This window comes from Citrobacter amalonaticus (genome assembly GCF_002918555.1).
GTDB classification, from domain to species: domain Bacteria; phylum Pseudomonadota; class Gammaproteobacteria; order Enterobacterales; family Enterobacteriaceae; genus Citrobacter_C; species Citrobacter_C amalonaticus_A.
On record NZ_PQMB01000001.1, the window covers coordinates 66,315 to 89,305 of the forward strand.

The window sequence follows — 22,991 nt, forward strand, 5'->3', positions numbered from 1 at the left end:
CGTTGAGAATAGCGCCAATACCGATGCAACTCCGGCAACACCCTCATTCATTAAGGCTTCCCATGACTGCGAGACGGGAGTCTGAAGGAAGAAGTCATCATGTTTAAACGCTGTCTCTCCCCGCTCACTCTGGTTAACCAGGTGGCGCTTATCGTCATGCTTTCCACCGCGATTGGGGTGGCCGGGATGGCTGTTTCCGGCTGGCTGGTTCAGGGCGTACAGGGCAGCGCCCATGCGATCAACAAAGCGGGCTCGCTGCGTATGCAGAGTTATCGTCTGCTGGCGGCGGTACCGTTGGGTCAGCACGAACGCAAGCTGCTGGATGAAATGGAGCAGACGGCGTTCAGCCCTGAACTGACTCAGGCGGCGGCGCACGACGGACAGCAGGCGCAGCTGAAAGCACTCCAGGATTACTGGCACAACCAGCTGGCGCCAGGTTTGCAGCAGGCCCCCGATCGTCAGGCGGTGGCCGCAGATGTGGCCCGCTTTGTCGCCGGGCTGGACCGGCTGGTTTCCGCTTTTGACCATACCACCGAGATGCGAATCGAACGCGTCGTGATGGTTCATCGGATCATGGCTATCTTTATGGCGTTGTTGCTGGTTTTCACTATTATCTGGCTCCGCGTGCGTCTGCTACAGCCGTGGAAACAACTTCTGTCGATGGCGAGTGCCGTCAGTCAGCGGGATTTCACCCAGCGCGCCCACATCAGCGGGCGTAATGAGATGGCCGCGCTGGGAACGGCGCTGAATAATATGTCGGCAGAACTGGCTGAAAGCTACGCCGTGCTGGAACAGCGGGTCCAGGAGAAAACCGCCGGGCTGGAGCATAAAAATCAGATCCTCTCCTTCCTCTGGCAGGCTAACCGCCGTCTGCACTCGCAGGTGCCGATGTGCGAGCGTCTCTCCCCGGTACTGAACGGACTGCAAAATTTAACGCTGCTGCATGATATTGAGCTGCGCGTTTATGACCTGGAAGATGAAGATAATCATCAGGAATTTACCTGCCAGTCCAGTGTCAGCTGTGATGACAAAGGCTGCCATTTATGCCCTCGCGATGCCCTGCCTGCGGCAGAGGGAGGCACCACGCTGAAATGGCGCTTAACCGACAGCCATACCCAGTACGGCATCCTGCTGGCGACGCTCCCGACCGGTCGCCATCTGAGTAACGATCAGCAGCAGCTGGTGGATACGCTGGTCGAGCAACTTACCGCCACCCTCGCACTGGATCGCAATCAGGAACGCCAGCAGCAGTTGATTGTGATGGAAGAGCGTGCAACCATTGCGCGCGAACTGCATGATTCTATTGCACAATCGCTCTCCTGTATGAAGATGCAGGTTAGCTGTTTGCAGATGCAGGGAGACGCGTTACCGGAGCCTACCCGCGATATGCTCGCTCAAATCCGTAACGAGCTGAACTCTTCCTGGGCGCAGCTGCGCGAACTCCTCACCACCTTCCGTTTGCAGCTCACGGAACCCGGACTGCGCCCCGCACTGGAGGCCAGCTGCCAGGAGTACAGCGCGCGATTTGGTTTCACGGTGAAGCTGAATTACCAGCTGCCGCCGCGCCGGGTCCCTTCGCACCAGGCAATTCACTTACTGCAAATCGCCCGTGAAGCGCTGAGTAATGCTCTTAAGCACTCTCATGCTGATGAAGTTATCGTGACGGTGATGCAAAACGGCAAGCAGATCAAACTGACAGTACAGGACAATGGCTGCGGCGTGCCTGAAAACGCCGAGCGTAGTAACCATTACGGCATGATTATTATGCGTGACCGCGCGCAGAGTCTGCGCGGCGATTGTCAGGTACGCCGTCGCGAAACCGGCGGTACCGAAGTGGTTATCACATTTATTCCCGAAACACATTTTACAGAGCTCCAGGGAGAGACATATGAGTAATCAGGAACCGGCGACTATTTTGCTGATCGACGATCATCCGATGCTACGAACCGGTGTCAAACAGCTTGTCAGCATGGCCCCCGACATCACCGTCGTCGGCGAAGCCAGCAATGGCGAACAAGGTATTGCGCTGGCTGAATCACTGGATCCGGATCTGATCCTGTTGGATCTGAACATGCCCGGTATGAACGGTCTGGAAACCCTGGATAAGCTACGCGAAAAGGAGCTGTCAGGGCGCATTGTGGTGTTCAGCGTCTCGAATCATGAAGAAGATGTTGTCACCGCCCTGAAGCGCGGCGCAGATGGTTATCTGCTCAAAGATATGGAGCCGGAGGATCTGCTCAAGTCCCTGCAACAAGCCGCCGCAGGTGAAATGGTATTAAGCGAAGCGTTAACCCCGGTACTCGCTGCCAGCCTGCGCGCAAACCGTGCCACCTCTGACCGCGATGTCACCCAGTTAACCCCACGTGAACGCGATATCCTGAAATTGATTGCCCAGGGGTTACCTAACAAAATGATTGCCCGCCGTCTGGATATCACCGAAAGCACCGTGAAAGTCCACGTGAAGCATATGCTGAAAAAGATGAAGCTGAAATCACGGGTTGAAGCCGCGGTATGGGTGCATCAGGAACGCATCTTCTGATTACTCCTCCGGGAGCAATCTAAAGCGCGGATCGTCATTCGGCATCGCCATAAACGGCTCGGTCAGCGATAGCGCGATCTCATTGGAAGAGACACGCTGGCCTTTTTCATCCTCGATAACCACCGACAGCCGCCAGCGGTTTGTCGCCCCTTCACTGCTGTCCCATGCTGGCATGATGATTGTCCAGCCCTCGACAGCGTTAGCACTGGCTCCGGCAGTCAGGCTCAGTGCCCGGGTATCTCCTTGCCACGTCACGTGTCGGATGCCGTGCAAACTGCGAACCTGCAATTTCAGCGGCACAGTCTCACCCGACCGCAGATCCCACGGCGGTGTCGCCAGAAAAACGGTTAACGTTTTGCGTTGCCGGTATTCCATGGTCGGCAGATTATTGCGCTGCGGATTATCGTACCGGCTGCCGCGCAGAGATTGACTCTCTGCCACTTCGCCTGCCGCCAGCTGTTTGTTTAGCGGCACGCCAAAGCGATAGTTGAGATTCAGTCCGAGATTATTCTGACTGACGCCGCTCTCCCCTTGCTTATGGGCGGCGGTGACCGTGACCAGCGGCACAGGGGTATAATTCAATCCCAACTTTACCGCGACGGGATTGTGGTAGCCGGTTCCGGAATCAAACAGATCCACGCTGTCGCCAAAATACTGCTCGACGCTGACGCTGGTATTAATATGCTGCCAGAACGGCATCCGCATTTCAGCCGTAACATCGTAGCCGCGGGCCATTCGCTGTTCCAGGGTCGCCGTATGCGTTCGCCACGAGGCAAGAGGCTGATAATAGTTAGCGGATAAGCGCAGATATTCGCCCCATGCCTCTGCGCCCAGCCCGGCACGTTGCAGATTCTCATCCAGCAGGTTGTCATAAAAGGTGTTGTAACCCACCAGCCAGCCATCTCGCACCCAGCGTTGACCCATGCCCAGGTTACCGACCAGCCCGTCATCCTGCTGAGTCAGCCCCAGCTGGCTCCAGGTGAGATAGCGTTGATTATCCTGCCAGGGAATAAACCAGCTCCCCCGGCTGCCATTGAAATTCCCTTCATTATCAACCCTGACATCCACGCTGGCCTTACCCCACGGGGAAAGCCAGGACTCCAGCTGCTGATTGACTTCGGCGCTCACCGCATCGCGTACCTTACCAAAAGCGAACTGCTTTGCCTGTTCGCCGGTATCCAGCCCGTTATCGGTCATACTCGCCTCGCCAAAGGCTTTGACCATCTCGGCAAAATGTTTTTCCCCGGCACGCGATTCCGGAGCCATGCCCAGATCGGGCAGACCATCATGATTATTGTCGAAGGGGTTTTCTGCTTGCTGAACAAACGACGATTGTCCACTGGCGGTACCGCCTGCCAGCAGCAAGAGTAATGGGAGAGAGATTAAACGCAAAACAATACGGCTCAAATCGTTAGCGGCTTCTTACAACAGTAAATTCTGGTATCACAACCCTAAACGATACCCGTTCAGCCGCTATTTTGCAGCTTTTTCTCGCGCTTTCAGGAATTACCTTACTGTTACCCGGCTCTCAGCCTGGTCAGACTTTCATTGGTAACGCCCCGCCCGCGCGGTAACATAGTTGGCTGACCAATCAATCATCCCCACCAACAGGAGTTAACATGCAAAAGATTGTGATCATCGCGAACGGGGCGGCCTACGGAAGCGAGTCGTTATTTAACAGCCTGCGTCTGGCTATCGCGCTGCGTGAACAGGATGGTGACCTCGACCTGCGTCTGTTTTTAATGTCAGATGCCGTCACAGCAGGACTGCGCGGTCAGAAACCTGCCGAAGGCTACAATATTCAGCAAATGCTGGAGATCCTGACGGCGCAAAACGTACCGGTAAAATTATGCAAGACCTGCACCGATGGGCGCGGCATCACCACTCTGCCGTTAATTGACGGCGTTGAAGTGGGCACGCTGGTCGAACTGGCGCAGTGGACCCTGACTGCTGATAAGGTACTCACCTTCTGATTGTCCGTTTTCAGGCAAGCTCGCTGAATGCGCCGAATATTTCCGAATTTAATCTTATGTGGGCGCGAATTTGCCAAAAGTTAGCGCGCCCATTAAATGTTTTTTAGGGATTTTATCATTATTGTTTAATCGTAATGCCATTTTTTGATCAAAATCAGCATCCCGAACCTCACCCTTTGGTGTTATGCCATGAGTGAAATGTGAACAACATCACGCAGCACTTTCGTAAGGAAGTACGTTGTTTTCAAGAACGGGGTGAAAAATGGCATTAGTGAAGGCAAGTTTGAAGTTATTTGGTGGGGATACGGTCGTTGTGCGCTGTTCTGAGCGCTGCCATATCCACCTGATGAGCGAAAAAACTCACGTCAAAGACACGCAGACCGACATTTTAAGCGTGCAGGATCGTGATAACGCATGGCTGACCGTACCGTACACCGGCATCTGGAACGTGCTGATTGACAGCCACAGCCAGTCGCTGGAGCATTCTATCAGTTACATCGCAGCCTGAATTCTTGCCCCTGTTTTCAGGGGCAATGTTTACGCGAAACCGGGACGCAGCACGCCTTCAGGCAGGCTGTCTCCTAGTAATCCCCGGACACTCGTCACCAGATCGTTCAGACATTCATCCTGCATCCCCAGCTTAATCAGCTCTTGCTCCAGCGAAAACAGATACTGTGCATTGGTGCCCAGCGGCCCGCTGGCTGCTGCAATAAGCGGGGCGATAATCTGCGCACGCGTATCCGACTCGTACAACGGATGGCGCGGATCCATAATAAACACCAGGGCATTAACGGTACGACCATCATCCAGCGCCAGCTGGCACCAGGTGGGTAAATAACAACCGGTGATCATCTCCCGCTTCCAGAGCAGGGTTAACTCCTGTTCGAGTGACGCATCCGGCAGACGGTAGGCCACACCGGTGGTGCGCCCCCCCTCTTTCAGCGCCAGCATTCGACCGGGCTGACATGCGGTACCGCGCCCGGCGGTAAGCCGTAAACAGAAGGCCCGATGCCACCCTACCAGCGTACCGGTACAGGACTCTTCAAACTCCAGCGCCGGGTTCCACATCAACGATCCATAACCGAAGATCCACACCGGTCCATCATCTGGTCGACAGGCGAGCATGGCAGCCAGTGAAGCCGCTCGTTGTTCCGCTGACCATAAGAGTGATTCTTCAATAGTACCGAATGCCGTTTTACAGTCAGCATTCATCAAGAAATCACGCGTTAACACCTTACACCTCCACCACTGCATACTTCCCTGCGACAACTTTTTGACGCCTTCCGGGCCTTTTTACTGCTCATTTTGAAACCAGTATCAGGACAATATGCAATTAGCAGAACGCTTGCAAGGCAACAAAGGCTCAACGGAGCACAATTCATCAACGCATTCACCGGGCTGCATCAGTAAGACATTCAATTTCCAGCGCTTACTTTTTCTTGTGCCATTTGTCATCATCTCCTTTTTCATAATCATTTTTCACTGCCGCCCACGCGACTTTATGCGCAGTCTCTTCCCGACCAGCATTATCACGGCGATCGGACTTCTCTTTGTATTGCTCCCAGGCACTCCTGAACGCTGCTATATAAATATCCTGAGCGTGAGCAGGCAGAACATGTTGTACGCTTTCCGGCAGATCGCTTTTTGATTTATACGGCATTGCAGACTCCTTTTTTGGGCTAAACCCTAAGTGTGGTCAATGTTGCCCGATTCTGCTAATGGCGCAGCATTTCTGTTTTTTCATTCCTCTAACATACTGTTAATTCAGCATTCTATGAACAAGACTCTCATTTTTATTCATTTGAATGAAAAATTTTAATGATGCCGTAAAATTTCGTAAAATATCACCTGTAACACCGCGTTTTCTGTTATTTTCCCCAATCTTTATTACATTTATAATTCGAAACACCTGCACAAGACAGCGATGGAGAACCACAATGACACATGCACATGAGGCGGTGAAAACCCGCCACAAGGAGACCTCTCTCATTTTCCCGGTTTTGGCGCTGGTAGTGCTGTATTTATGGGGAAACAGCCAGTCACTACCTGTGGTCATCGGCATTAATATCCTTGCCCTTATTGGTATTTTAAGCAGCGCATTTAGCGTTGTCCGTCACGCAGACGTATTAGCCCATCGACTTGGGGAACCTTACGGCTCACTTATCTTAAGTCTTTCCGTTGTTATTCTCGAAGTCAGTTTAATCTCAGCGCTGATGGCGACCGGCGATGCCGCGCCGACGCTGATGCGCGATACGCTCTATTCAATCATCATGATTGTTACCGGCGGTCTGGTCGGTTTTTCCTTACTGCTGGGCGGACGTAAATTCGCCACGCAATATATGAATCTGTTTGGGATTAAACAGTATTTGATCGCGCTGTTCCCGCTGGCAATTATTGTGTTGGTTTTCCCGATGGCGTTACCGGGCGCGAATTTCACTACCGGGCAGGCGCTGCTGGTGGCGTTAATCTCCGCCGCGATGTACGGCGTGTTCCTGCTGATTCAGACCAAAACACACCAGAGTCTGTTTGTCTATGAGCATGAAGATGACAGCGACGACGACGACCCGCATCACGGGAAGCCCTCCGCACACAGCAATATCTGGCATTCGATGTGGCTTATCGTGCATCTGATTGCGGTTATCGCGGTGACCAAAATGAATGCCAATCCGCTGGAGACACTGCTGACCGAACTGAATGCGCCAGTTGCATTTACCGGTTTCCTGGTTGCCCTGCTGATCCTTTCTCCGGAGGGATTAGGCGCGCTGAAAGCCGTTCTGAATAACCAGGTCCAGCGAGCGATGAATTTGTTCTTCGGGTCTGTGCTGGCGACAATTTCCCTGACCGTACCGGTAGTGACGTTGATTGCCTGGGCGACGGGTAACGATCTGGTCTTCGGTCTGGGTGCCCCCGAAATGGTGGTGATGGTGGCCTCACTGGTCCTGTGCCACATCTCGTTTTCAACCGGACGCACCAACGTGCTCAACGGCTCGGCACATCTGGCGCTATTTGCCGCTTACCTGATGACGATATTTGCCTGATCAACAGACGAAAAAAACCCGCAGTGGCGCAATGCCGCGGCGGGTTTATTTATTACGGCGAGACTCAGTTCTCGGTATCAAGTTCCGCGAAATTTTTAACCAGATCGTCAATCGCTTTCATCTGCACGAGGAACGGTTCGAGCTTGTCGAGCGGCAGCGCAGACGGACCATCACATTTCGCATGGGCTGGATCCGGGTGCGCTTCGATAAACAGCCCTGCCAGACCTACCGCCATACCGGCACGCGCCAGCTCGGTAACCTGACCACGACGACCGCTGGACGCCGCGCCAAACGGGTCACGGCACTGAAGCGCGTGGGTCACGTCGAAAATAACCGGCGAGTTACCGGATACTTTCTTCATGACGCTGAAGCCCAGCATATCCACAACCAGGTTGTCGTAGCCAAAGTTAGCGCCACGGTCGCAGAGGATCACTTTATCATTACCGCCTTCATGGAATTTATCCACGATGTTACCCATCTGGCCAGGGCTTACGAACTGCGGTTTTTTCACGTTGATCACCGCGCCGGTTTTCGCCATCGCTTCCACCAGATCGGTCTGACGCGCCAGGAAGGCCGGCAGCTGAATCACATCCACGACGTCAGCGACAGGCTGCGCCTGGCTGGCTTCGTGAACATCGGTAATCACTTTAACGCCAAACGTCTGCTTCAGTTCCTGAAAGATTTTCATCCCTTCTTCCAGGCCCGGTCCACGGTATGAGTGGATAGAGGAACGGTTGGCTTTATCAAAAGAGGCCTTGAATACGTAAGGAATGCCCAGTTTCTGAGTCACCGTTACGTAGTGCTCACAAATGCGCATCGCCAGATCGCGGGATTCCAGCACGTTCATGCCGCCAAACAGCACGAATGGCAGGTCATTTGCCACGTTGATGTCGCCAATGCTAACCACTTTTTGTTTCATAGGATTGCCTTAAACATTTAGGTAAGTAACGATTACACGTCATACTTCATGTTGCACATGCGTTGGCGACGAGTGACTCGATCCATCCCTGAGCCTCGCCCTTACGGGCCGCCGCAAGCGGCGTTCAAATCTGTTCCAGACAAATTTGTCGTTCACCCCGGTCACGAGCTTGTGTACGCTCCCGGGAGTTTCTCTCTTGCCGCCTTCCTGCAACTCGAATTATTGAGTGTATAAATTAATGCAGAACAATCTGTTTGTGCGAGATGTTATTAATCTGCGCACGAATCATTTCGCTGATCGGGTCTTCCGGACACTGCTCAACAAAATAACTTAAATCCGTCAGCGCAACATGCTCACACTCCAGCTGCGCATAAATCAGCCCGCGATCGCGTATTTCATACGGATCTTCCGGGTTAAACTGCAATAATGCCTCGCTCGCGCGCAGGGCCAGCTCCATCTGCTGCTCTTCCATGAGAGATGATTTCAGCGTATCAAGCAGTTTACGAATCACTTCCGCATTATCAGCCTCATCGAGGTCTTCGTTAAACAACTCAGCGACCGGACTGATATTGCCTTTCAGCCAGACGTCCAGCATATGCTCATTCAACGTTTCACCGTTAAATGGGTTAATCAGCCACATTTCCCCCTCCAGCGACTCAATACGTAAAATGAGCTGCGTGGGGAAGATGACCGGAACCAGCGGAAGATCCAGACGATTGGCGACCCAGAGTAAAATCGCGCCCAGCGACACCGCGCTGCCCTGGCGATTCTTCAGAACCTGATCAAGCCATAATGCGTCAGAAAGGCGATAAACTCCCCGGGTATCGGTGAAGCCCCATTCGCCGTAAAACAGTGCCAGCAATTTTTCCAGTTGCTCATCCTGAGACAGGAACTGGCTAATTTCTTCTTGCGCCAGGCAGACCAGACGCTCCAGCTCGTCGTACACAGACTGGGAAGGAAAATCCAGACGGATGGATTCAGAGGCCAGGATCATCCCGTCGCACAGCGGCGCTTTATTAAATTCGAAATCAGCTAACGATCTCATGACTTACCCCAGTAACGGTAACTTTGTGGTGGCGAGTTTAATGATGATGTACAGCACCACCAACGCCAGCGGGAATGCGATGATACGCGCCTGCTGACTGTGCGCCCGACGATAATCGAGCGCAATAAAACCCAAAACGATATAGATAATAACGCCAAACAGCTTTTCAGTCAGCCATGACCCCTGTTCGGTGAATGGCAAGATGTGCGTTTTAAGCATCAACCCTACCCCGCTCAGCAGTAACACACTATCGATAATCGGCGGCACAACCCGCGTCCAGCGGGCCGTGGCCAGCGGATGATGGATATAACGCCACCAGTAACGCAGAATAAACAGGCCAACAGACAACACGATGCTGGTTAGATGAACATTTAGCAGCAACATAAAGCTGTTCATCAGGCGATCCGCCCGAGAGTAATACGTTCGTTGTTACCGTAATCCCGACAGGTTTCTACCGCCCGATATCCTGCCTGCGTGAAAGCATCCCTGACCGCCTCCCCCTGCTGCCAGCCATGCTCCAGCAGTAAAAAGCCGCCCGGCGTAAGGATGCTGCGCGACTGCCCGATAATCTGCACGATGTCCGCCATGCCGCGATCGCCCGCAACCAGCGCCGACAGAGGCTCGAAGCGCACGTCGCCCTGCATTAAGTGCGGATCCTGTTCGTCAATATAGGGCGGATTGCTGACAATCATCTCGAACCGTTCTCCCGCTAACGCGCTGAACCAGTTGCTTTGCAGGATGCGGACATTACCGATCGCCAGATGCTCCGCATTGCGACATGCCAGCGCGACGGCGTCTGGCATCCGGTCTACCGCCGTCACGTCACAGTCAGGACGCTCGCTGGCGAGCGCCAGCGCAATGGCTCCGGTGCCGGTACCCAGATCGAGAATACGGCACGGTTCCACGGGCAAACGCGCCAGCGCCTGCTCGACCAGACACTCCGTGTCCGGGCGCGGGATCAGCGTGACGGGGGACACAAACAGCGGCAACGACCAGAATTCGCGAACGCCGGTTAAGTGCGCCACGGGTTCGCCTCGCCTGCGGCGCGCCAGTAACGCGTCAAGTTGCTCACGCTGGGCGTCGGTTAAGGCTGTTTCACCGAATGCCAGAATAAACGTTCGTCCTTTACCCGTGACAAATTCGAGCAGAACCTCAGCGTCACGCCGCGGGCTTTCGCTCTCCTGTAGCTGGCTTATCGCCTCACGCAACCAGTGCTGAAAATCCATTATTCCTGCTCAGACAACGCAGCCAGCTGGTCGGCCTGATATTCCTGAACAATCGGCTCAATGAGCATGTCCAGCTTGCCTTCCATTGCTTCATCCAGCCGATAAAGCGTCAGGTTAATGCGGTGATCGGTCACACGGCCCTGCGGAAAGTTGTAGGTACGGTTGCGATCGCTGCGATCGCCGCTGCCCAGCAGGTTGCGACGCGTGGAGGCTTCCGCCTGCTGACGCTTCGCCACTTCAGCGGCGCGAATGCGGGAACCCAGTACAGATAGCGCTTTCGCCTTGTTTTTATGCTGTGAACGCTCGTCCTGACACTCCACCACGATCCCGGTTGGCAGGTGGGTGATACGGATGGCTGAATCGGTGGTGTTAACGTGCTGCCCACCGGCCCCTGAAGAACGGAAGGTATCAATGCGCAGGTCGGCCGGGTTGATGTCCGGCAGTTCCGCTTCCGGCAGTTCCGGCATAACAGCCACGGTACAGGCAGAAGTGTGAATACGTCCCTGCGATTCCGTTGCCGGTACGCGCTGGACGCGATGGCCGCCAGACTCAAATTTCAGTCGACCGTATACGCCGTCGCCGCTAATTTTGGCAATGATCTCTTTATAACCGCCATGCTCGCCGTCACTGGCGCTCATGATCTCCACGCGCCAGCGACGCGTCTCAGCATAGCGGCTGTACATACGAAACAGATCGCCCGCGAACAGCGCCGCCTCATCGCCGCCGGTTCCGGCGCGAACTTCCAGGAACGCATTGCGCTCATCGTCCGGATCTTTCGGCAGTAACAGCACCTGTAACTGCTGCTCCAGCTGTTCACTTTTATCTTTTGCTTCGCGCAGTTCTTCCTGCGCCATCTCACGCATTTCAGGATCGTCGAGCATCATCTGTGCCGTTTCGATATCATCCTGAATCTGTTGCCAGTCCGTAAAACAGCGAGAAACATCGCTTAATTGCGCATACTCACGCGACAACGCGCGAAAACGTTCCTGGTCTGCGATGGTTCCCGCATCACCCAGCAGCGCCTGAACTTCTTCATGGCGTTCGTGCAGGGCTTCCAGTTTGGCAACGATAGAAGGCTTCATAGGCGTAAATGCACCCTGTAAAAAAGAATGGTGTGCTGCTACTCCAGCCCGAGGCTGTCGCGCAGAATATTCAGGCGTTCATTATCCCCGTCACGGGCAGCCTGTTGAAGAGATTTGGTTGGCGCATGGATCAGGCGGTTGGTCAGTTTCCATGCCAGATCCTGCATAATGGTTTGCGCATCGCCACCCTGTTCAAGTGCAGCCAGCGCTTTGGCAGTCAATTCATCTCGCACCTGCTCAGACTGACTACGATATTCACGGATGCTCTCGCTGGCGCTCTGCGCACGCAGCCAGGCCATGAACTCGCTGGTTTCCTGCTCAACGATGGTTTCCGCCTCCACCGCCGCCGCTTTGCGCTGCGCCAGATTGTGCGAAATGATGCTTTGCAGGTCGTCCACGCTGTACAAATAGGCGTTCGCAAGTCGGCCCACTTCCGGTTCGACGTCACGCGGTACCGCAATGTCGACCAGCAGCATCGGCTGATTACGACGGCCTTTCAGCGCGCGCTCCACCATTCCCTTACCGATAATCGGCAGCGGGCTGGCGGTGGAGCTGATAATAATGTCGGCTTCCTGTAAACGCGCGTCGATATCGCTGAGCGAAATCACCTCTGCGCCCACTTCATCTGCCAATACCTGCGCCCGCTCGCGGGTGCGATTCGCGATGATCATCTTCTGCACTTTATGTTCGCGCAAATGACGTGCCACCAGCTCAATGGTCTCTCCTGCGCCAACCAGCAGCACGGTAACCGAAGAGAGCGACTCAAAGATCTGGCGGGCAAGAGTACAGGCGGCGAAAGCCACAGAAACTGCGCTGGCGCCGATTTCTGTTTCAGTGCGCACACGCTTAGCGACAGAGAAGGATTTCTGGAACATGCGCTCCAGCGCGCTGGCGTTCAGGTGGCCTTTTTGCGAATCCGCAAACGCTTTTTTCACCTGACCAAGAATTTGCGGCTCGCCCAGCACCAGCGAATCCAGCCCGCTGGCAACGCGCATCAGATGGCTGACCGCGTCGTTATCCTGATGCCAGTAGAGGCTATTACGCAGATCGTCTTCGTTCAGATTATGAAAGTCACATAACCAACGAATCAGCGCCTCTTGCAGGTTATCCTGCTCTTCAACGCTGAGATAAAGCTCTGTGCGGTTGCACGTCGACAGCACCACCCCGCCCTGCACCATCGGCTGCGCAAGCAGGCTATCCAGCGCCTGATCGAGCGTGTCCGGCGAAAACGTTACGCGTTCTCGCAGCGATACAGGTGCCGTTTTATGGTTAATGCCAAGCGCTAAAAGGGTCATGTCTGCGGGAGTAGTACCAGCGTTGATATGGTTAGTCTGCTCGCATCATACAGGATGCGCGTGGTCAATAAAAGAGACAGCCCCTTCTGGAGTCATTGTCAATGGCCGCTAATTTTATGATTTAAGACAACTTGAACGTAGACGATGCCACCGCGCGGCGCTAGCATTAAGAGTTATAACTGCAACGTATCTCAAGGATTTGTCATCATTATGACCCTGCCTGACTTTCGCCTGATCCGCCTGCTGCCGCTGGCAAGCCTGGTCCTCACCGCCTGTACGCTCAACGCGCCGAAAGGTCCCGGTAAAAGCCCGGACTCACCCGAGTGGCGTCAGCATCAGCAGGATGTTCGCAATCTCAACCAGTATCAAACCCGTGGCGCGTTTGCTTATATTTCTGACGAGCAAAAAGTTTACGCACGTTTCTTCTGGCAGCAGACCGGTCAGGACCGCTACCGCTTACTGTTAACAAACCCGCTGGGCAGCACGGAACTGGAGCTGAACGCACAGCCGGGCAATGTCCAGTTAGTGGATAACAAAGGCCAGCGCTACACCTCGGACGACGCAGAGGAGATGATACGTAAGCTGACCGGGATGCCGATTCCGCTCAACAGCCTGCGTCAGTGGATCCTCGGTCTGCCGGGCGATGCCACCGATTATAAACTCGATGACCAGTATCGCCTGAGCGAAGTGAACTACAGCCAGGACGGTAAAAGCTGGAAAGTCGTCTACAGCGCGTACGACAGCAAGACGCAGCCAGCAATGCCAGCCAATATGGAACTGTCCGACGGCGGCCAGCGCATTAAGCTGAAGATGGATAACTGGATTGTGAAATGATGACCCACTGGCCCTCTCCGGCAAAACTGAATCTGTTTTTATACATCACCGGGCAGCGTGCGGACGGTTATCACACGCTGCAAACCCTGTTTCAGTTTCTCGATTATGGCGACACGATAGGTATTGCGCTGCGTAGCGACGGCGAGATTCACCTGCTGACGCCGGTGGAAGGTGTCGAAAACGAAGATAATCTGATTGTTCGTGCGGCGCGGCTGTTGATGGATAGCGCATCCGGTAGCGGCCGCCTGCCTGCCGGAAGCGGCGCGGATATCTGCATTGAGAAACGCCTGCCAATGGGCGGCGGACTGGGCGGCGGTTCGTCGAATGCGGCAACGGTGCTGGTGGCGTTGAACCATCTGTGGCAATGCGGCCTCTCTGTCGACGAGCTGGCGGCAATCGGCTTAACGCTGGGTGCGGATGTTCCGGTGTTCGTGCGCGGACACGCCGCCTTTGCCGAAGGCGTGGGAGAAATCCTGACGCCGGTTAATCCCCCGGAAAAATGGTATCTGGTAGCCCATCCCGGAGTGAGCATTCCTACCCCGATTATTTTTAAAGATCCGGATCTCCCGCGCAACACGCCAAAAAGGTCAATAGAAACGTTATTAAAATGTGAATTCAGCAATGATTGTGAGCTTATCGCAAGAAAACGTTTTCGCAAGGTTGATGCGGCGCTTTCCTGGCTGTTAGAATACGCGCCGTCGCGCCTGACTGGTACAGGAGCCTGTGTCTTTGCTGAATTCGATACAGAGTCTCGTGCCCGCCAGGTGCTTGAGCAAGCCCCGGAATGGCTTGAAGGCTTTGTGGCGAAAGGTGTCAATCTCTCCCCATTGCATCAAGCGTTGCTCTGAATCATTCGGGTTTCAGGAAGATGGCGAGATGAAGAATTGCCAGGAGCATACGGCAGTATGTGCCTGGTCTGAGGCATCGACGTCAACGCACATGAAACGTAAATGATGACGAGTAAGCCGGGCAAGCTGAGTTTCGGTGACAACGTCACCTTGTTCCAGACGTTGCATCGCGCTCTTTAATACACCGCCTGGAGAGGATCCTGCCTGGCCCGCACAGTTTTCGGCAGATTCTTTCCACCAATGGACGCATGCCTGAGGTTCTTCTCGTGCCTGATATGAAGCTTTTTGCTGGTAACGCCACCCCGGAACTAGCACAACGTATTGCCAACCGCCTGTACACTTCTCTCGGCGACGCCGCTGTAGGTCGCTTTAGCGACGGCGAAGTCAGCGTACAAATTAATGAAAATGTACGCGGTGGTGATATTTTCATCATCCAGTCCACTTGTGCCCCTACCAACGACAACCTGATGGAATTGGTCGTTATGGTTGATGCCCTGCGCCGTGCTTCCGCAGGCCGTATCACTGCCGTTATCCCTTACTTTGGCTATGCGCGTCAGGATCGTCGTGTGCGTTCCGCTCGTGTACCGATTACCGCGAAAGTTGTCGCTGACTTCCTGTCCAGCGTCGGCGTTGACCGCGTACTGACCGTTGACCTGCATGCTGAACAGATTCAGGGCTTCTTCGATGTTCCGGTTGATAACGTATTCGGTAGCCCAATCCTGTTAGAGGATATGCTGCAGCTGAATCTGGATAATCCGATTGTCGTTTCTCCGGATATCGGTGGCGTCGTGCGTGCCCGCGCTATCGCCAAGCTGTTGAATGACACCGACATGGCGATCATCGACAAGCGTCGTCCACGCGCTAACGTTTCTCAGGTGATGCACATCATCGGTGACGTTGCGGGCCGTGACTGCGTACTGGTTGATGATATGATCGATACCGGTGGTACGCTGTGTAAAGCAGCTGAAGCGCTGAAAGAACGTGGTGCGAAACGCGTATTCGCTTACGCCACTCACCCGATCTTCTCAGGTAATGCAGCAAACAACCTGCGTAACTCTGTGATTGATGAAGTCGTTGTCTGTGACACCATTCCACTGACCGACGAGATCAAAGCACTGCCGAACGTGCGTACGTTGACCCTGTCGGGTATGCTGGCCGAAGCGATTCGTCGTATCAGCAACGAAGAATCTATCTCTGCCATGTTCGAGCATTAATCGAGCCTGGTTCAAAAACCCGCTGCGGCGGGTTTTTTTGTCTGTAATGATTAATTTGTCCCACAAATCATTCAGGTTGCATCGAGGCAGCAAGTGAATGCGTTCCCGGAAGCGTACAGGTAGTACGTAACAGAGACAATTGAACGCAGCCAACAAGACGCAGCCCGAAGGATGACGGGAAATGACTTAGGCCTCCTTCACCTGCCATTTAGTTGACAGATGATGCGCTCATGGATGAAACATTATTGTGAACAGATTATTTTCCTCACATGTGATGCCTTTCCGCGCCCTCATCGACGCTTGCTGGAAAGAAAAATATACCGCTTCACGGTTTACCCGTGATGTGATTGCCGGGATCACCGTCGGGATTATTGCTATCCCGTTGGCCATGGCACTGGCGATTGGCAGTGGCGTTGCGCCGCAGTACGGTCTTTACACGTCCGCCGTGGCAGGGATTGTGATTGCATTAACCGGGGGCTCGCGCTTCAGCGTCTCCGGTCCGACCGCCGCGTTTGTGGTGATCCTGTATCCCGTGTCGCAGCAGTTCGGACTGGCTGGCTTGCTGGTCGCGACATTGATGTCGGGGATTTTCCTGATCCTTTTTGGCCTGGCGCGTTTTGGCCGCCTGATTGAATACATACCCGTATCGGTCACCCTGGGCTTTACATCAGGGATTGGTATCACCATTGGTACCATGCAAATTAAGGACTTCCTGGGCCTGCAGATGGCGCATGTCCCTGAGCACTATTTGCAAAAAGTAGGGGCGCTGTTCATGGCGCTCCCCACCGTTAATCCGGGTGATGCCGCGATTGGCGTCGTCACGCTTGGGATACTGATTTTCTGGCCGCGTCTGGGCATTCGTCTGCCTGGTCACCTCCCCGCGCTGCTGGCTGGTTGCGCGGTGATGGGGATCGTTAATCTGCTGGGCGGTCACGTCGCAACGATTGGTTCTCAGTTCCACTATATTCTGGCTGACGGCTCGCAGGGTAACGGCATCCCACAACTGTTGCCGCAGCTGGTGCTGCCATGGAATCTGCCGGATTCAGAGTTTACCCTGAACTGGGATTCGCTGAGCGCCCTGCTTCCGGCGGCGTTTTCGATGGCGATGCTGGGTGCCATTGAGTCTCTGCTGTGCGCCGTGGTGCTCGACGGCATGACCGGCACCAAACACAAAGCTAACAGCGAGCTCATCGGCCAGGGGCTGGGAAACATTGTCGCGCCGTTCTTTGGCGGCATCACGGCAACGGCGGCGATTGCCCGTTCAGCGGCTAACGTGCGTGCCGGGGCGACGTCCCCCATCTCTGCGGTGATCCACGCGATTCTGGTGATCCTCGCCCTGCTGGTACTGGCACCGTTGCTCTCCTGGTTGCCGCTTTCCGCAATGGCCGCGCTTCTGCTGATGGTGGCGTGGAATATGAGTGAGGCGCATAAGGTGGTGGACCTGCTGCGTCATGCGCCGAAAGACGACATCATTGTTATGCTGATGTGTATGTCGCTGACGGTACTTTTTGACATGGTGATTGCCATCAGCGTCGGTATCGTGCTCGCCTCTCTGCTGTTTATGCGTCGAATTGCCCGGATGACCCGCCTGGCGGTGGTGAACGTTGAAGTACCGGATGATGTACTGGTACTGCGCGTTATTGGCCCACTCTTCTTTGCGGCGGCCGAAGGGCTGTTTACCGACCTGGAAACGCGTATTGAGGGTAAACGTATCGTTGTTCTGAAATGGGATGCGGTACCCGTGCTGGACGCCGGTGGGCTTGATGCGTTTCAGCGTTTTGTAAAACGGCTGCCGGAAGGCTGCGAACTACGGATCAGTAACCTCGAGTTCCAGCCGTTACGGACGATGGCGCGTGCAGGCATCAAACCGATCCCCGGACGCCTGGCGTTCTTCCCTAATCGCGACGCGGCGCTGGCTGATTTATAACGCGTCTCCGTTACCGGTTTGTCTCTGTGCAAACCGGTAACACTTCCCGTGTCGGCAGTGGTTACCCCGCCTGGATGACTATTATCCCTTTTTCGAATCCAGCCCGCGTCGAGCCCCCGGTGATTTCATTTACGCCAGACGAGATGACCCGCGCCGACATTCCTGCGGTTCAGCTATTTCTTGTTGAATATCTCAATTTGTTCTTCAATGCCGGCAGAACAAAACCTTCCGCGGATGAGAATATCGTCAATCCTGAACAGCAGTATATTTTGCAGAAAAGAAATTTGTTAGTTTGCGCGTGGAACAAGCGGGAATATGGGAAGAATATTTCAGCCAGTCAGCCGCGAAGCTGACTGGTTATATCCCTGGCGATGACTTAGCTGTGACGACGATTGTCGTTGCGACGGCAACGTTTATCGTAATGGCGGACCCACCAGTAACGGTCGCTCACCTGTTCATGCCCGCCAACGCGAGCACCTGCCAGCCAGAGAATGGCCCCCACAAAGATACTGAGAACTGCACCATGTGCGAAAAATTGTGGCAGGTTAAACTGCGGCAGCTGGTTTAAAATAGAGTAACCAACGCCCACGACCATAACCACTAATCCCAACCCCATGAGCACGTTACCGAGTAACGAAGCGTTTTTGCGTTTCATATGTCACCTCCGGAACCTTGGGTTGCTTCAGGGAATACCCCTAATCCTTATGTGTAAAGTATAGACACTGCGCCAGATTGTTAGTGCGCGAACGATCACAATTACAACGCTTAATTCAACAAAACTTTACAAATAAGCCACTGAACAGTCATGATTTCCAATAGTTCATTTTGGCAATTATTCATTTTCATTAATAAGTGACGCTGTTTTTTGTCAAGCGCGGCCGCAGACAGTAAACTACGCGCCAGTTACAGACCTGGACAGGACAAAAAAACGTGACGATTAAACTGATTGTCGGCCTGGCAAACCCCGGCGCGGAATACGCAGCGACGCGCCATAATGCTGGCGCATGGTATGTCGATCTGCTGGCGGAGCGTCTGCGGGCGCCCCTACGGGAAGAGCCGAAATTCTTCGGCTACACCTCGCGTGTCACGCTTGAAGGTGAAGATGTTCGCCTGCTGGTACCCACCACGTTTATGAATCTGAGCGGTAAAGCGGTTGGCGCAATGGCCAGTTTTTATCGTATCAATCCCGACGAAATTTTGGTGGCGCATGATGAACTCGACCTTCCCCCCGGCGTGGCAAAATTTAAGCTCGGTGGCGGACACGGGGGACACAACGGCCTGAAGGACATCATCAGCAAGCTCGGCAATAACCCGAACTTTCACCGCTTACGCGTTGGAATCGGCCATCCGGGCGATAAAAACAAAGTTGTCGGCTTTGTGCTGGGGAAACCGCCTGTATCTGAACAGAAGTTAATTGACGACGCCATTGACGAAGCGGTGCGTTGTACCGAAATTTTGTTCAAAGATGGCCTGACAAAAGCAACCAGCCGTTTGCATACCTTTAAAGCGCAATAAGCAGTGATGTGCGGCATTTTTGCCGTACGCTGTGTATAATAGGCAAAGTTATTTCCATTTCTACAATCTGTTTTCTACAACGGGTTGATTATTAAGATATTAAGGTGATTTAAATCATGGGATTCAAATGCGGTATCGTCGGTTTGCCCAACGTTGGGAAATCCACCCTGTTCAACGCGCTGACCAAAGCCGGCATTGAAGCGGCAAACTTCCCGTTCTGTACTATCGAGCCGAATACCGGTGTTGTACCAATGCCCGACCCGCGCCTGGACCAGTTGGCTGAGATCGTGAAACCGCAGCGCATTCTTCCTACCACGATGGAGTTTGTTGACATCGCCGGTCTGGTAAAAGGCGCGTCAAAAGGTGAAGGTCTGGGTAACCAGTTCCTGACCAATATCCGTGAAACTGAGGCTATCGGTCACGTCGTGCGCTGCTTTGAGAACGACAACATCATCCACGTTGCGGGTAAAGTTAACCCGGCAGAAGATATCGACGTTATCAATACCGAACTGGCGCTGGCGGATCTCGACACCTGTGAGCGTGCAATTCATCGTGTGCAGAAAAAAGCCAAAGGTGGCGATAAAGATGCTAAAGCTGAGCTGGCCGCGCTGGAAAAATGTCTGCCGCACCTCGCTGAAGCAGGCATGTTGCGTTCTCTGGACCTGACTGATGAAGATAAAGCGGCAATTCGCTATCTGAGTTTCCTGACGCTGAAACCAACCATGTACATCGCCAACGTCAACGAAGACGGTTTTGAAAATAACCCTTATCTTGACCAGGTTCGTGAAATCGCCGCTAAAGAAGGTTCTGTTGTCGTTCCGGTGTGCGCAGCCGTAGAAGCGGACATTGCTGAGCTGGATGACGAAGAACGCGATGAGTTCATGGCTGAACTGGGTCTGGAAGAACCGGGACTGAACCGCGTGATCCGTGCTGGCTACAAGCTGCTGGATCTGCAAACCTACTTTACCGCGGGTGTAAAAGAAGTACGCGCATGGACGATTCCTGTCGGCGCGACGGCACCGCAGGCGGCAGGTAAAATCCATACCGATTTCGAAAAAGGCTTTATCCGTGCTCAGACCATCGCGTTTGAAGACTTCATCACCTATAAAGGTGAACAAGGTGCAAAAGAAGCCGGTAAGATGCGCGCAGAAGGTAAAGACTATATCGTTAAAGATGGCGATGTGATGAACTTCCTGTTCAACGTCTAAATCGTTTCTGCCGTCTCATGAGGTTTCACTGAATCTCATGAAGGCTGAAAAACCCATTAAATCCACGCACCTGCGTGGATTTTTCATTTCATAGAATCTCAACTCATCTCGTAACAACGCTGTCAAACATGAGTACAACATTCTTCCATCTTCATTTTAAGTGAGTTCAATAACGGTATAATAATTAAACAAGACCCCGTTATGCTCACCGATACGCAAAGCCGCACAGTCACTATCGCTGTTAATAAAAACATGTTTTAAAAAACAGTATTGACCGCAAGTCTTAAATAAGTAAATTAGTACTCAGCAGCACAATGAAAGTGGTTAGTCAGTTAGTGAATTGAAAGAAGTTCCGGGTTAAGCCATTTTGCTTTACAGGCCACGAAGTTTGTTGTTTGGGATGTAGTTAGCTTTCAGGCCTCGTAGTGATTGTGCTGATTCGCAAAATGGTAGTGTTAGCGCGACGATGTAAGGCCTTGTTTTTTTTAGTCAATGCTGATGGTTTCGTTTTTTTGATGGTAACCGTATCAGCAAAGGGCAACGCATCAAAGAGTATATGTCGCGATGGGGGATGTGCTTGTTTAAGTTGCCACGCTGAGGTTTTGAAAGCGCAGGCGGTGTATAACGAGATAAATAGAGGGAGGTTTTTTAGTATTAATGCCCAATATTATCTGTAGTGAACGGGTACATTTGAAAGCAGTATAAATAGCAGTATCACTTTATTAAGTCCATTAATGTTAAATCTGAAGTCTGTAGTACCTTAAAAGCCCTGGCTGCAATGGTCAGGGCTTTTAAGATTACTGACCCCTTTGAATTGTAAGTTTTCCCAACAGATTACTGACAAAAATAATCTTGCTTATCAACTCATATGGGTCCACTATGCGTCATCGGTTTGGCATACAGACCTTATGAAAGCAGTTTTAGTAAAGCAGTCCTCATTTCAAGCGTTATCCTTAGATACTCTTCTGCATGAGCCTCCTCCTAAGTGCCCAATAAGACCTCATCTGCAAGCAGGCCATGTTCGCCACAACATGTGGCTCAAGAAAATTAAAGGAAGTATCTATGTCGAATAAAATGACTGGTTTAGTAAAATGGTTTAACTCTGACAAAGGTTTCGGCTTCATTACGCCAGCTGACGGCAGCAAAGATGTTTTTGTTCATTTCTCTGCCATTCAGAGCAACGATTACAAAACGCTCGACGAAGGCCAGAAGGTTGAGTTCTCGATTGAGAATGGTGCCAAAGGTCCGGCTGCCGGAAATGTTGTCGCGCTTTAATTGCCGATAACGACACAGACGCTTACGACAGCGATGACGGCATTGGCCTGAGCAGATAAGTGAACGTGATAAAAAACCCGCCCTGAGCGGGTTTTTGTGTTTCATGGATGACATGACGATCATTTTACTGCAGTTGCTGGACTGAAAAAAAGAAACTATAGCCCTCTTCCAGCAACCAGATAAAATACGGTCCGTTATTACCATAAGCTACAATAATATTAATTTTAGATAATCAACGGCACGTTTGCTGACAATTATGAGCAAAGGTTTACTATAGGCCTGTCTTTTATTAGCAGGAAAGTAAAATGAAAAAAACAAATGGGTTGATAATTGTTGCCCTTGCTTTCACACTGGCGTCATGTGCTTCAATTCCTGAGAATATCAAAGGTACTAATCAACCAGATATTCAAAAAAACTTTATCTCCGTGCATAACCAACCGGGATTATATACCGGTCAGCAGGCCCGCTTTGGGGGTAAAGTCATCAATGTGATTAACACCAAAACGGATACATTACTGGAAATCGCCGTTCTGCCACTGAACAACTATGCTAAACCGCAAATAGACGCGAGCTATCAGGGACGTATTCTGGCCCAGCAGAAAGGTTTTCTCGAACCGGTAAACTACAGAAACCACTTCGTTACTATTTTGGGAACAATTCAAGGAGATGAGTCAGGATTCATCAACAAAGTCCCGTATAACTTTGTTAAAGTTGATTTACAGGGTATTCAGGTCTGGCATTTAACAGATACTGTTAACACTACCTATAATCTCTGGGATTACGGTTACGGTGCGTTCTGGCCTGAGCCGATGTGGGGAGGCCCCTACTACACAAATACAATAACCGAGGTTACTCCTGAGCTCGTAAAATAATCCCGTAGTAAAATGGCGCTAATCTATCGCGGAATTTGATTCAGGTGAAACATCCTTATCATCTTCCGTGTTTATCTTATTGCGCCTTTCTGCTGAATGCGATCTTTCGCTTAACACGCATTCTTCCTGTTACATATAATTTTACCCGCTACCACTTGAGCGAAAAAATGGGCTTTAGCCG

At 52.6% G+C, this 22,991-nt stretch carries 24 protein-coding genes; 14 read left to right on the plus strand and 10 right to left on the minus strand.

Features of this window, described 5'->3' with window-relative positions; translation table 11 throughout:
* The first annotated feature begins 99 nt into the window (after window positions 1-99).
* Both narX and narL read left to right on the plus strand, forming a co-directional pair.
* Window positions 100-1,896: a nitrate/nitrite two-component system sensor histidine kinase NarX gene (narX, locus tag C3432_RS00340; protein WP_103774733.1), complete on the plus strand. Its 1,797-nt coding sequence runs from the start codon at window positions 100-102 to the stop codon at window positions 1,894-1,896.
* On the plus strand, window positions 1,889-2,539 hold the full coding sequence (narL, locus tag C3432_RS00345) for a two-component system response regulator NarL (RefSeq protein WP_103774734.1): 651 nt from the start codon (window positions 1,889-1,891) through the stop codon (window positions 2,537-2,539). The genes narX and narL overlap by 8 nt, the downstream gene beginning before the upstream one ends.
* Here the strand turns inward: narL and C3432_RS00350 are convergent, their stop codons facing one another.
* Window positions 2,540-3,946: a YchO/YchP family invasin gene (locus tag C3432_RS00350; RefSeq protein ID WP_103774735.1), complete on the minus strand. Its 1,407-nt coding sequence runs from the start codon at window positions 3,944-3,946 to the stop codon at window positions 2,540-2,542. It lies immediately after the preceding gene.
* Between the two features lie 212 nt (window positions 3,947-4,158).
* Here C3432_RS00350 and C3432_RS00355 point away from each other — a divergent pair, with 212 nt between their 5' ends.
* Both C3432_RS00355 and C3432_RS00360 read left to right on the plus strand, forming a co-directional pair.
* Window positions 4,159-4,512, plus strand: a complete 354-nt coding sequence (locus C3432_RS00355; protein WP_103774736.1) for a DsrE/DsrF/TusD sulfur relay family protein — start codon at window positions 4,159-4,161, stop codon at window positions 4,510-4,512.
* Between the two features lie 262 nt (window positions 4,513-4,774).
* A complete protein-coding gene (locus C3432_RS00360) occupies window positions 4,775-5,020 on the plus strand; it encodes a DUF1883 domain-containing protein (RefSeq protein ID WP_103774737.1) in 246 nt (81 codons plus the stop codon).
* A gap of 29 nt (window positions 5,021-5,049) precedes the next feature.
* On the opposite strand, the gene C3432_RS00365 is transcribed toward C3432_RS00360, so the two are convergent.
* Together C3432_RS00365 and chaB are read right to left on the minus strand one after the other, a co-directional pair.
* Window positions 5,050-5,745: a gamma-glutamylcyclotransferase gene (locus C3432_RS00365; RefSeq protein ID WP_103774738.1), complete on the minus strand. Its 696-nt coding sequence runs from the start codon at window positions 5,743-5,745 to the stop codon at window positions 5,050-5,052.
* A gap of 196 nt (window positions 5,746-5,941) precedes the next feature.
* Window positions 5,942-6,172 carry a putative cation transport regulator ChaB gene (gene chaB, locus C3432_RS00370; protein WP_103774739.1) on the minus strand — a complete coding sequence of 77 codons (231 nt, stop codon included), beginning with the start codon at window positions 6,170-6,172 and terminating at the stop codon, window positions 5,942-5,944.
* A 277-nt stretch (window positions 6,173-6,449) separates the two neighbouring features.
* Here chaB and chaA point away from each other — a divergent pair, with 277 nt between their 5' ends.
* Entirely contained in the window at window positions 6,450-7,550 is a 1,101-nt protein-coding gene (gene chaA / locus C3432_RS00375; protein WP_103774740.1) for a sodium-potassium/proton antiporter ChaA, read from the plus strand.
* 64 nt (window positions 7,551-7,614) lie between these two features.
* Here chaA and kdsA read toward each other — a convergent pair whose 3' ends face one another.
* The 6 genes from kdsA to hemA form a co-directional block, all read right to left on the minus strand.
* On the minus strand, window positions 7,615-8,469 hold the full coding sequence (gene kdsA / locus C3432_RS00380; protein ID WP_103774741.1) for a 3-deoxy-8-phosphooctulonate synthase: 855 nt from the start codon (window positions 8,467-8,469) through the stop codon (window positions 7,615-7,617).
* A 235-nt stretch (window positions 8,470-8,704) separates the two neighbouring features.
* Window positions 8,705-9,514: an invasion regulator SirB1 gene (sirB1, locus tag C3432_RS00385; protein ID WP_103774742.1), complete on the minus strand. Its 810-nt coding sequence runs from the start codon at window positions 9,512-9,514 to the stop codon at window positions 8,705-8,707.
* A 3-nt stretch (window positions 9,515-9,517) separates the two neighbouring features.
* Complete coding sequence (sirB2, locus tag C3432_RS00390) at window positions 9,518-9,910, minus strand: invasion regulator SirB2 (protein ID WP_103774743.1); 393 nt, start codon at window positions 9,908-9,910, stop codon at window positions 9,518-9,520.
* The gene (gene prmC, locus C3432_RS00395; RefSeq protein ID WP_103774744.1) at window positions 9,910-10,740 is read right to left on the minus strand and encodes a peptide chain release factor N(5)-glutamine methyltransferase; all 831 of its coding nucleotides are present in this window, start codon (window positions 10,738-10,740) and stop codon (window positions 9,910-9,912) included. Before prmC ends, sirB2 begins: the two co-directional genes overlap by 1 nt.
* On the minus strand, window positions 10,740-11,822 hold the full coding sequence (gene prfA / locus C3432_RS00400; RefSeq protein ID WP_103774745.1) for a peptide chain release factor 1: 1,083 nt from the start codon (window positions 11,820-11,822) through the stop codon (window positions 10,740-10,742). Before prfA ends, prmC begins: the two co-directional genes overlap by 1 nt.
* A 38-nt stretch (window positions 11,823-11,860) precedes the next feature.
* A complete protein-coding gene (gene hemA / locus C3432_RS00405; RefSeq protein WP_103774746.1) occupies window positions 11,861-13,117 on the minus strand; it encodes a glutamyl-tRNA reductase in 1,257 nt (418 codons plus the stop codon).
* Between the two features lie 210 nt (window positions 13,118-13,327).
* Here hemA and lolB point away from each other — a divergent pair, with 210 nt between their 5' ends.
* From lolB to C3432_RS27600, 5 genes are all read left to right on the plus strand, one after another.
* Window positions 13,328-13,951, plus strand: a complete 624-nt coding sequence (lolB, locus tag C3432_RS00410) for a lipoprotein insertase outer membrane protein LolB (RefSeq protein WP_103774747.1) — start codon at window positions 13,328-13,330, stop codon at window positions 13,949-13,951.
* Window positions 13,948-14,799: a 4-(cytidine 5'-diphospho)-2-C-methyl-D-erythritol kinase gene (gene ispE / locus C3432_RS00415; RefSeq protein ID WP_103774748.1), complete on the plus strand. Its 852-nt coding sequence runs from the start codon at window positions 13,948-13,950 to the stop codon at window positions 14,797-14,799. The genes lolB and ispE overlap by 4 nt, the downstream gene beginning before the upstream one ends.
* Window positions 14,800-15,065: 266 nt before the next feature.
* Entirely contained in the window at window positions 15,066-16,013 is a 948-nt protein-coding gene (gene prs / locus C3432_RS00425; RefSeq protein WP_001518537.1) for a ribose-phosphate diphosphokinase, read from the plus strand.
* Window positions 16,014-16,260: 247 nt separating this feature from the next.
* The gene (dauA, locus tag C3432_RS00430) at window positions 16,261-17,940 is read left to right on the plus strand and encodes a C4-dicarboxylic acid transporter DauA (protein WP_103774749.1); all 1,680 of its coding nucleotides are present in this window, start codon (window positions 16,261-16,263) and stop codon (window positions 17,938-17,940) included.
* Between the two features lie 26 nt (window positions 17,941-17,966).
* Window positions 17,967-18,293 (plus strand): hypothetical protein, encoded by a 327-nt coding sequence (locus tag C3432_RS27600; protein WP_181012856.1) that lies wholly within the window; start codon window positions 17,967-17,969, stop codon window positions 18,291-18,293.
* A 23-nt stretch (window positions 18,294-18,316) separates the two neighbouring features.
* On the opposite strand, the gene ychH is transcribed toward C3432_RS27600, so the two are convergent.
* The gene (ychH, locus tag C3432_RS00440; protein WP_012132144.1) at window positions 18,317-18,595 is read right to left on the minus strand and encodes a stress-induced protein YchH; all 279 of its coding nucleotides are present in this window, start codon (window positions 18,593-18,595) and stop codon (window positions 18,317-18,319) included.
* A 275-nt stretch (window positions 18,596-18,870) separates the two neighbouring features.
* On the opposite strand from ychH, the gene pth reads away from it, so the two are divergent.
* From pth to C3432_RS00460, 4 genes are all read left to right on the plus strand, one after another.
* Window positions 18,871-19,455, plus strand: a complete 585-nt coding sequence (gene pth / locus C3432_RS00445) for an aminoacyl-tRNA hydrolase (protein WP_103774750.1) — start codon at window positions 18,871-18,873, stop codon at window positions 19,453-19,455.
* A gap of 116 nt (window positions 19,456-19,571) precedes the next feature.
* Window positions 19,572-20,663: a redox-regulated ATPase YchF gene (gene ychF, locus C3432_RS00450; RefSeq protein ID WP_103774751.1), complete on the plus strand. Its 1,092-nt coding sequence runs from the start codon at window positions 19,572-19,574 to the stop codon at window positions 20,661-20,663.
* A gap of 1,062 nt (window positions 20,664-21,725) precedes the next feature.
* Complete coding sequence (gene cspG / locus C3432_RS00455; RefSeq protein ID WP_090121314.1) at window positions 21,726-21,938, plus strand: cold shock protein CspG; 213 nt, start codon at window positions 21,726-21,728, stop codon at window positions 21,936-21,938.
* 305 nt (window positions 21,939-22,243) lie between these two features.
* Window positions 22,244-22,810, plus strand: coding sequence for a Slp family lipoprotein (locus C3432_RS00460; RefSeq protein WP_103774752.1), 567 nt, complete (start codon window positions 22,244-22,246; stop codon window positions 22,808-22,810).
* Window positions 22,811-22,991: the final 181 nt, after the last annotated feature.

What these genes read in the sequence shown, in the direction of transcription:
- hemA (WP_103774746.1), bottom strand. Translation starts at nt 13,117, where the DNA reads ATGACCCTTTTAGCGCTTGGCATTAACCATAAAACGGCACCTGTATCG.
- chaB (WP_103774739.1), bottom strand. Translation starts at nt 6,172, where the DNA reads ATGCCGTATAAATCAAAAAGCGATCTGCCGGAAAGCGTACAACATGTT.
- chaA (WP_103774740.1), top strand. Translation starts at nt 6,450, where the DNA reads ATGACACATGCACATGAGGCGGTGAAAACCCGCCACAAGGAGACCTCT.
- narX (WP_103774733.1), top strand. Translation starts at nt 100, where the DNA reads ATGTTTAAACGCTGTCTCTCCCCGCTCACTCTGGTTAACCAGGTGGCG.
- narL (WP_103774734.1), top strand. Translation starts at nt 1,889, where the DNA reads ATGAGTAATCAGGAACCGGCGACTATTTTGCTGATCGACGATCATCCG.
- ychF (WP_103774751.1), top strand. Translation starts at nt 19,572, where the DNA reads ATGGGATTCAAATGCGGTATCGTCGGTTTGCCCAACGTTGGGAAATCC.
- kdsA (WP_103774741.1), bottom strand. Translation starts at nt 8,469, where the DNA reads ATGAAACAAAAAGTGGTTAGCATTGGCGACATCAACGTGGCAAATGAC.
- prfA (WP_103774745.1), bottom strand. Translation starts at nt 11,822, where the DNA reads ATGAAGCCTTCTATCGTTGCCAAACTGGAAGCCCTGCACGAACGCCAT.
- sirB1 (WP_103774742.1), bottom strand. Translation starts at nt 9,514, where the DNA reads ATGAGATCGTTAGCTGATTTCGAATTTAATAAAGCGCCGCTGTGCGAC.
- C3432_RS00460 (WP_103774752.1), top strand. Translation starts at nt 22,244, where the DNA reads ATGAAAAAAACAAATGGGTTGATAATTGTTGCCCTTGCTTTCACACTG.
- ychH (WP_012132144.1), bottom strand. Translation starts at nt 18,595, where the DNA reads ATGAAACGCAAAAACGCTTCGTTACTCGGTAACGTGCTCATGGGGTTG.
- C3432_RS00355 (WP_103774736.1), top strand. Translation starts at nt 4,159, where the DNA reads ATGCAAAAGATTGTGATCATCGCGAACGGGGCGGCCTACGGAAGCGAG.
- C3432_RS00360 (WP_103774737.1), top strand. Translation starts at nt 4,775, where the DNA reads ATGGCATTAGTGAAGGCAAGTTTGAAGTTATTTGGTGGGGATACGGTC.
- lolB (WP_103774747.1), top strand. Translation starts at nt 13,328, where the DNA reads ATGACCCTGCCTGACTTTCGCCTGATCCGCCTGCTGCCGCTGGCAAGC.
- sirB2 (WP_103774743.1), bottom strand. Translation starts at nt 9,910, where the DNA reads ATGAACAGCTTTATGTTGCTGCTAAATGTTCATCTAACCAGCATCGTG.
- prmC (WP_103774744.1), bottom strand. Translation starts at nt 10,740, where the DNA reads ATGGATTTTCAGCACTGGTTGCGTGAGGCGATAAGCCAGCTACAGGAG.
- cspG (WP_090121314.1), top strand. Translation starts at nt 21,726, where the DNA reads ATGTCGAATAAAATGACTGGTTTAGTAAAATGGTTTAACTCTGACAAA.
- ispE (WP_103774748.1), top strand. Translation starts at nt 13,948, where the DNA reads ATGATGACCCACTGGCCCTCTCCGGCAAAACTGAATCTGTTTTTATAC.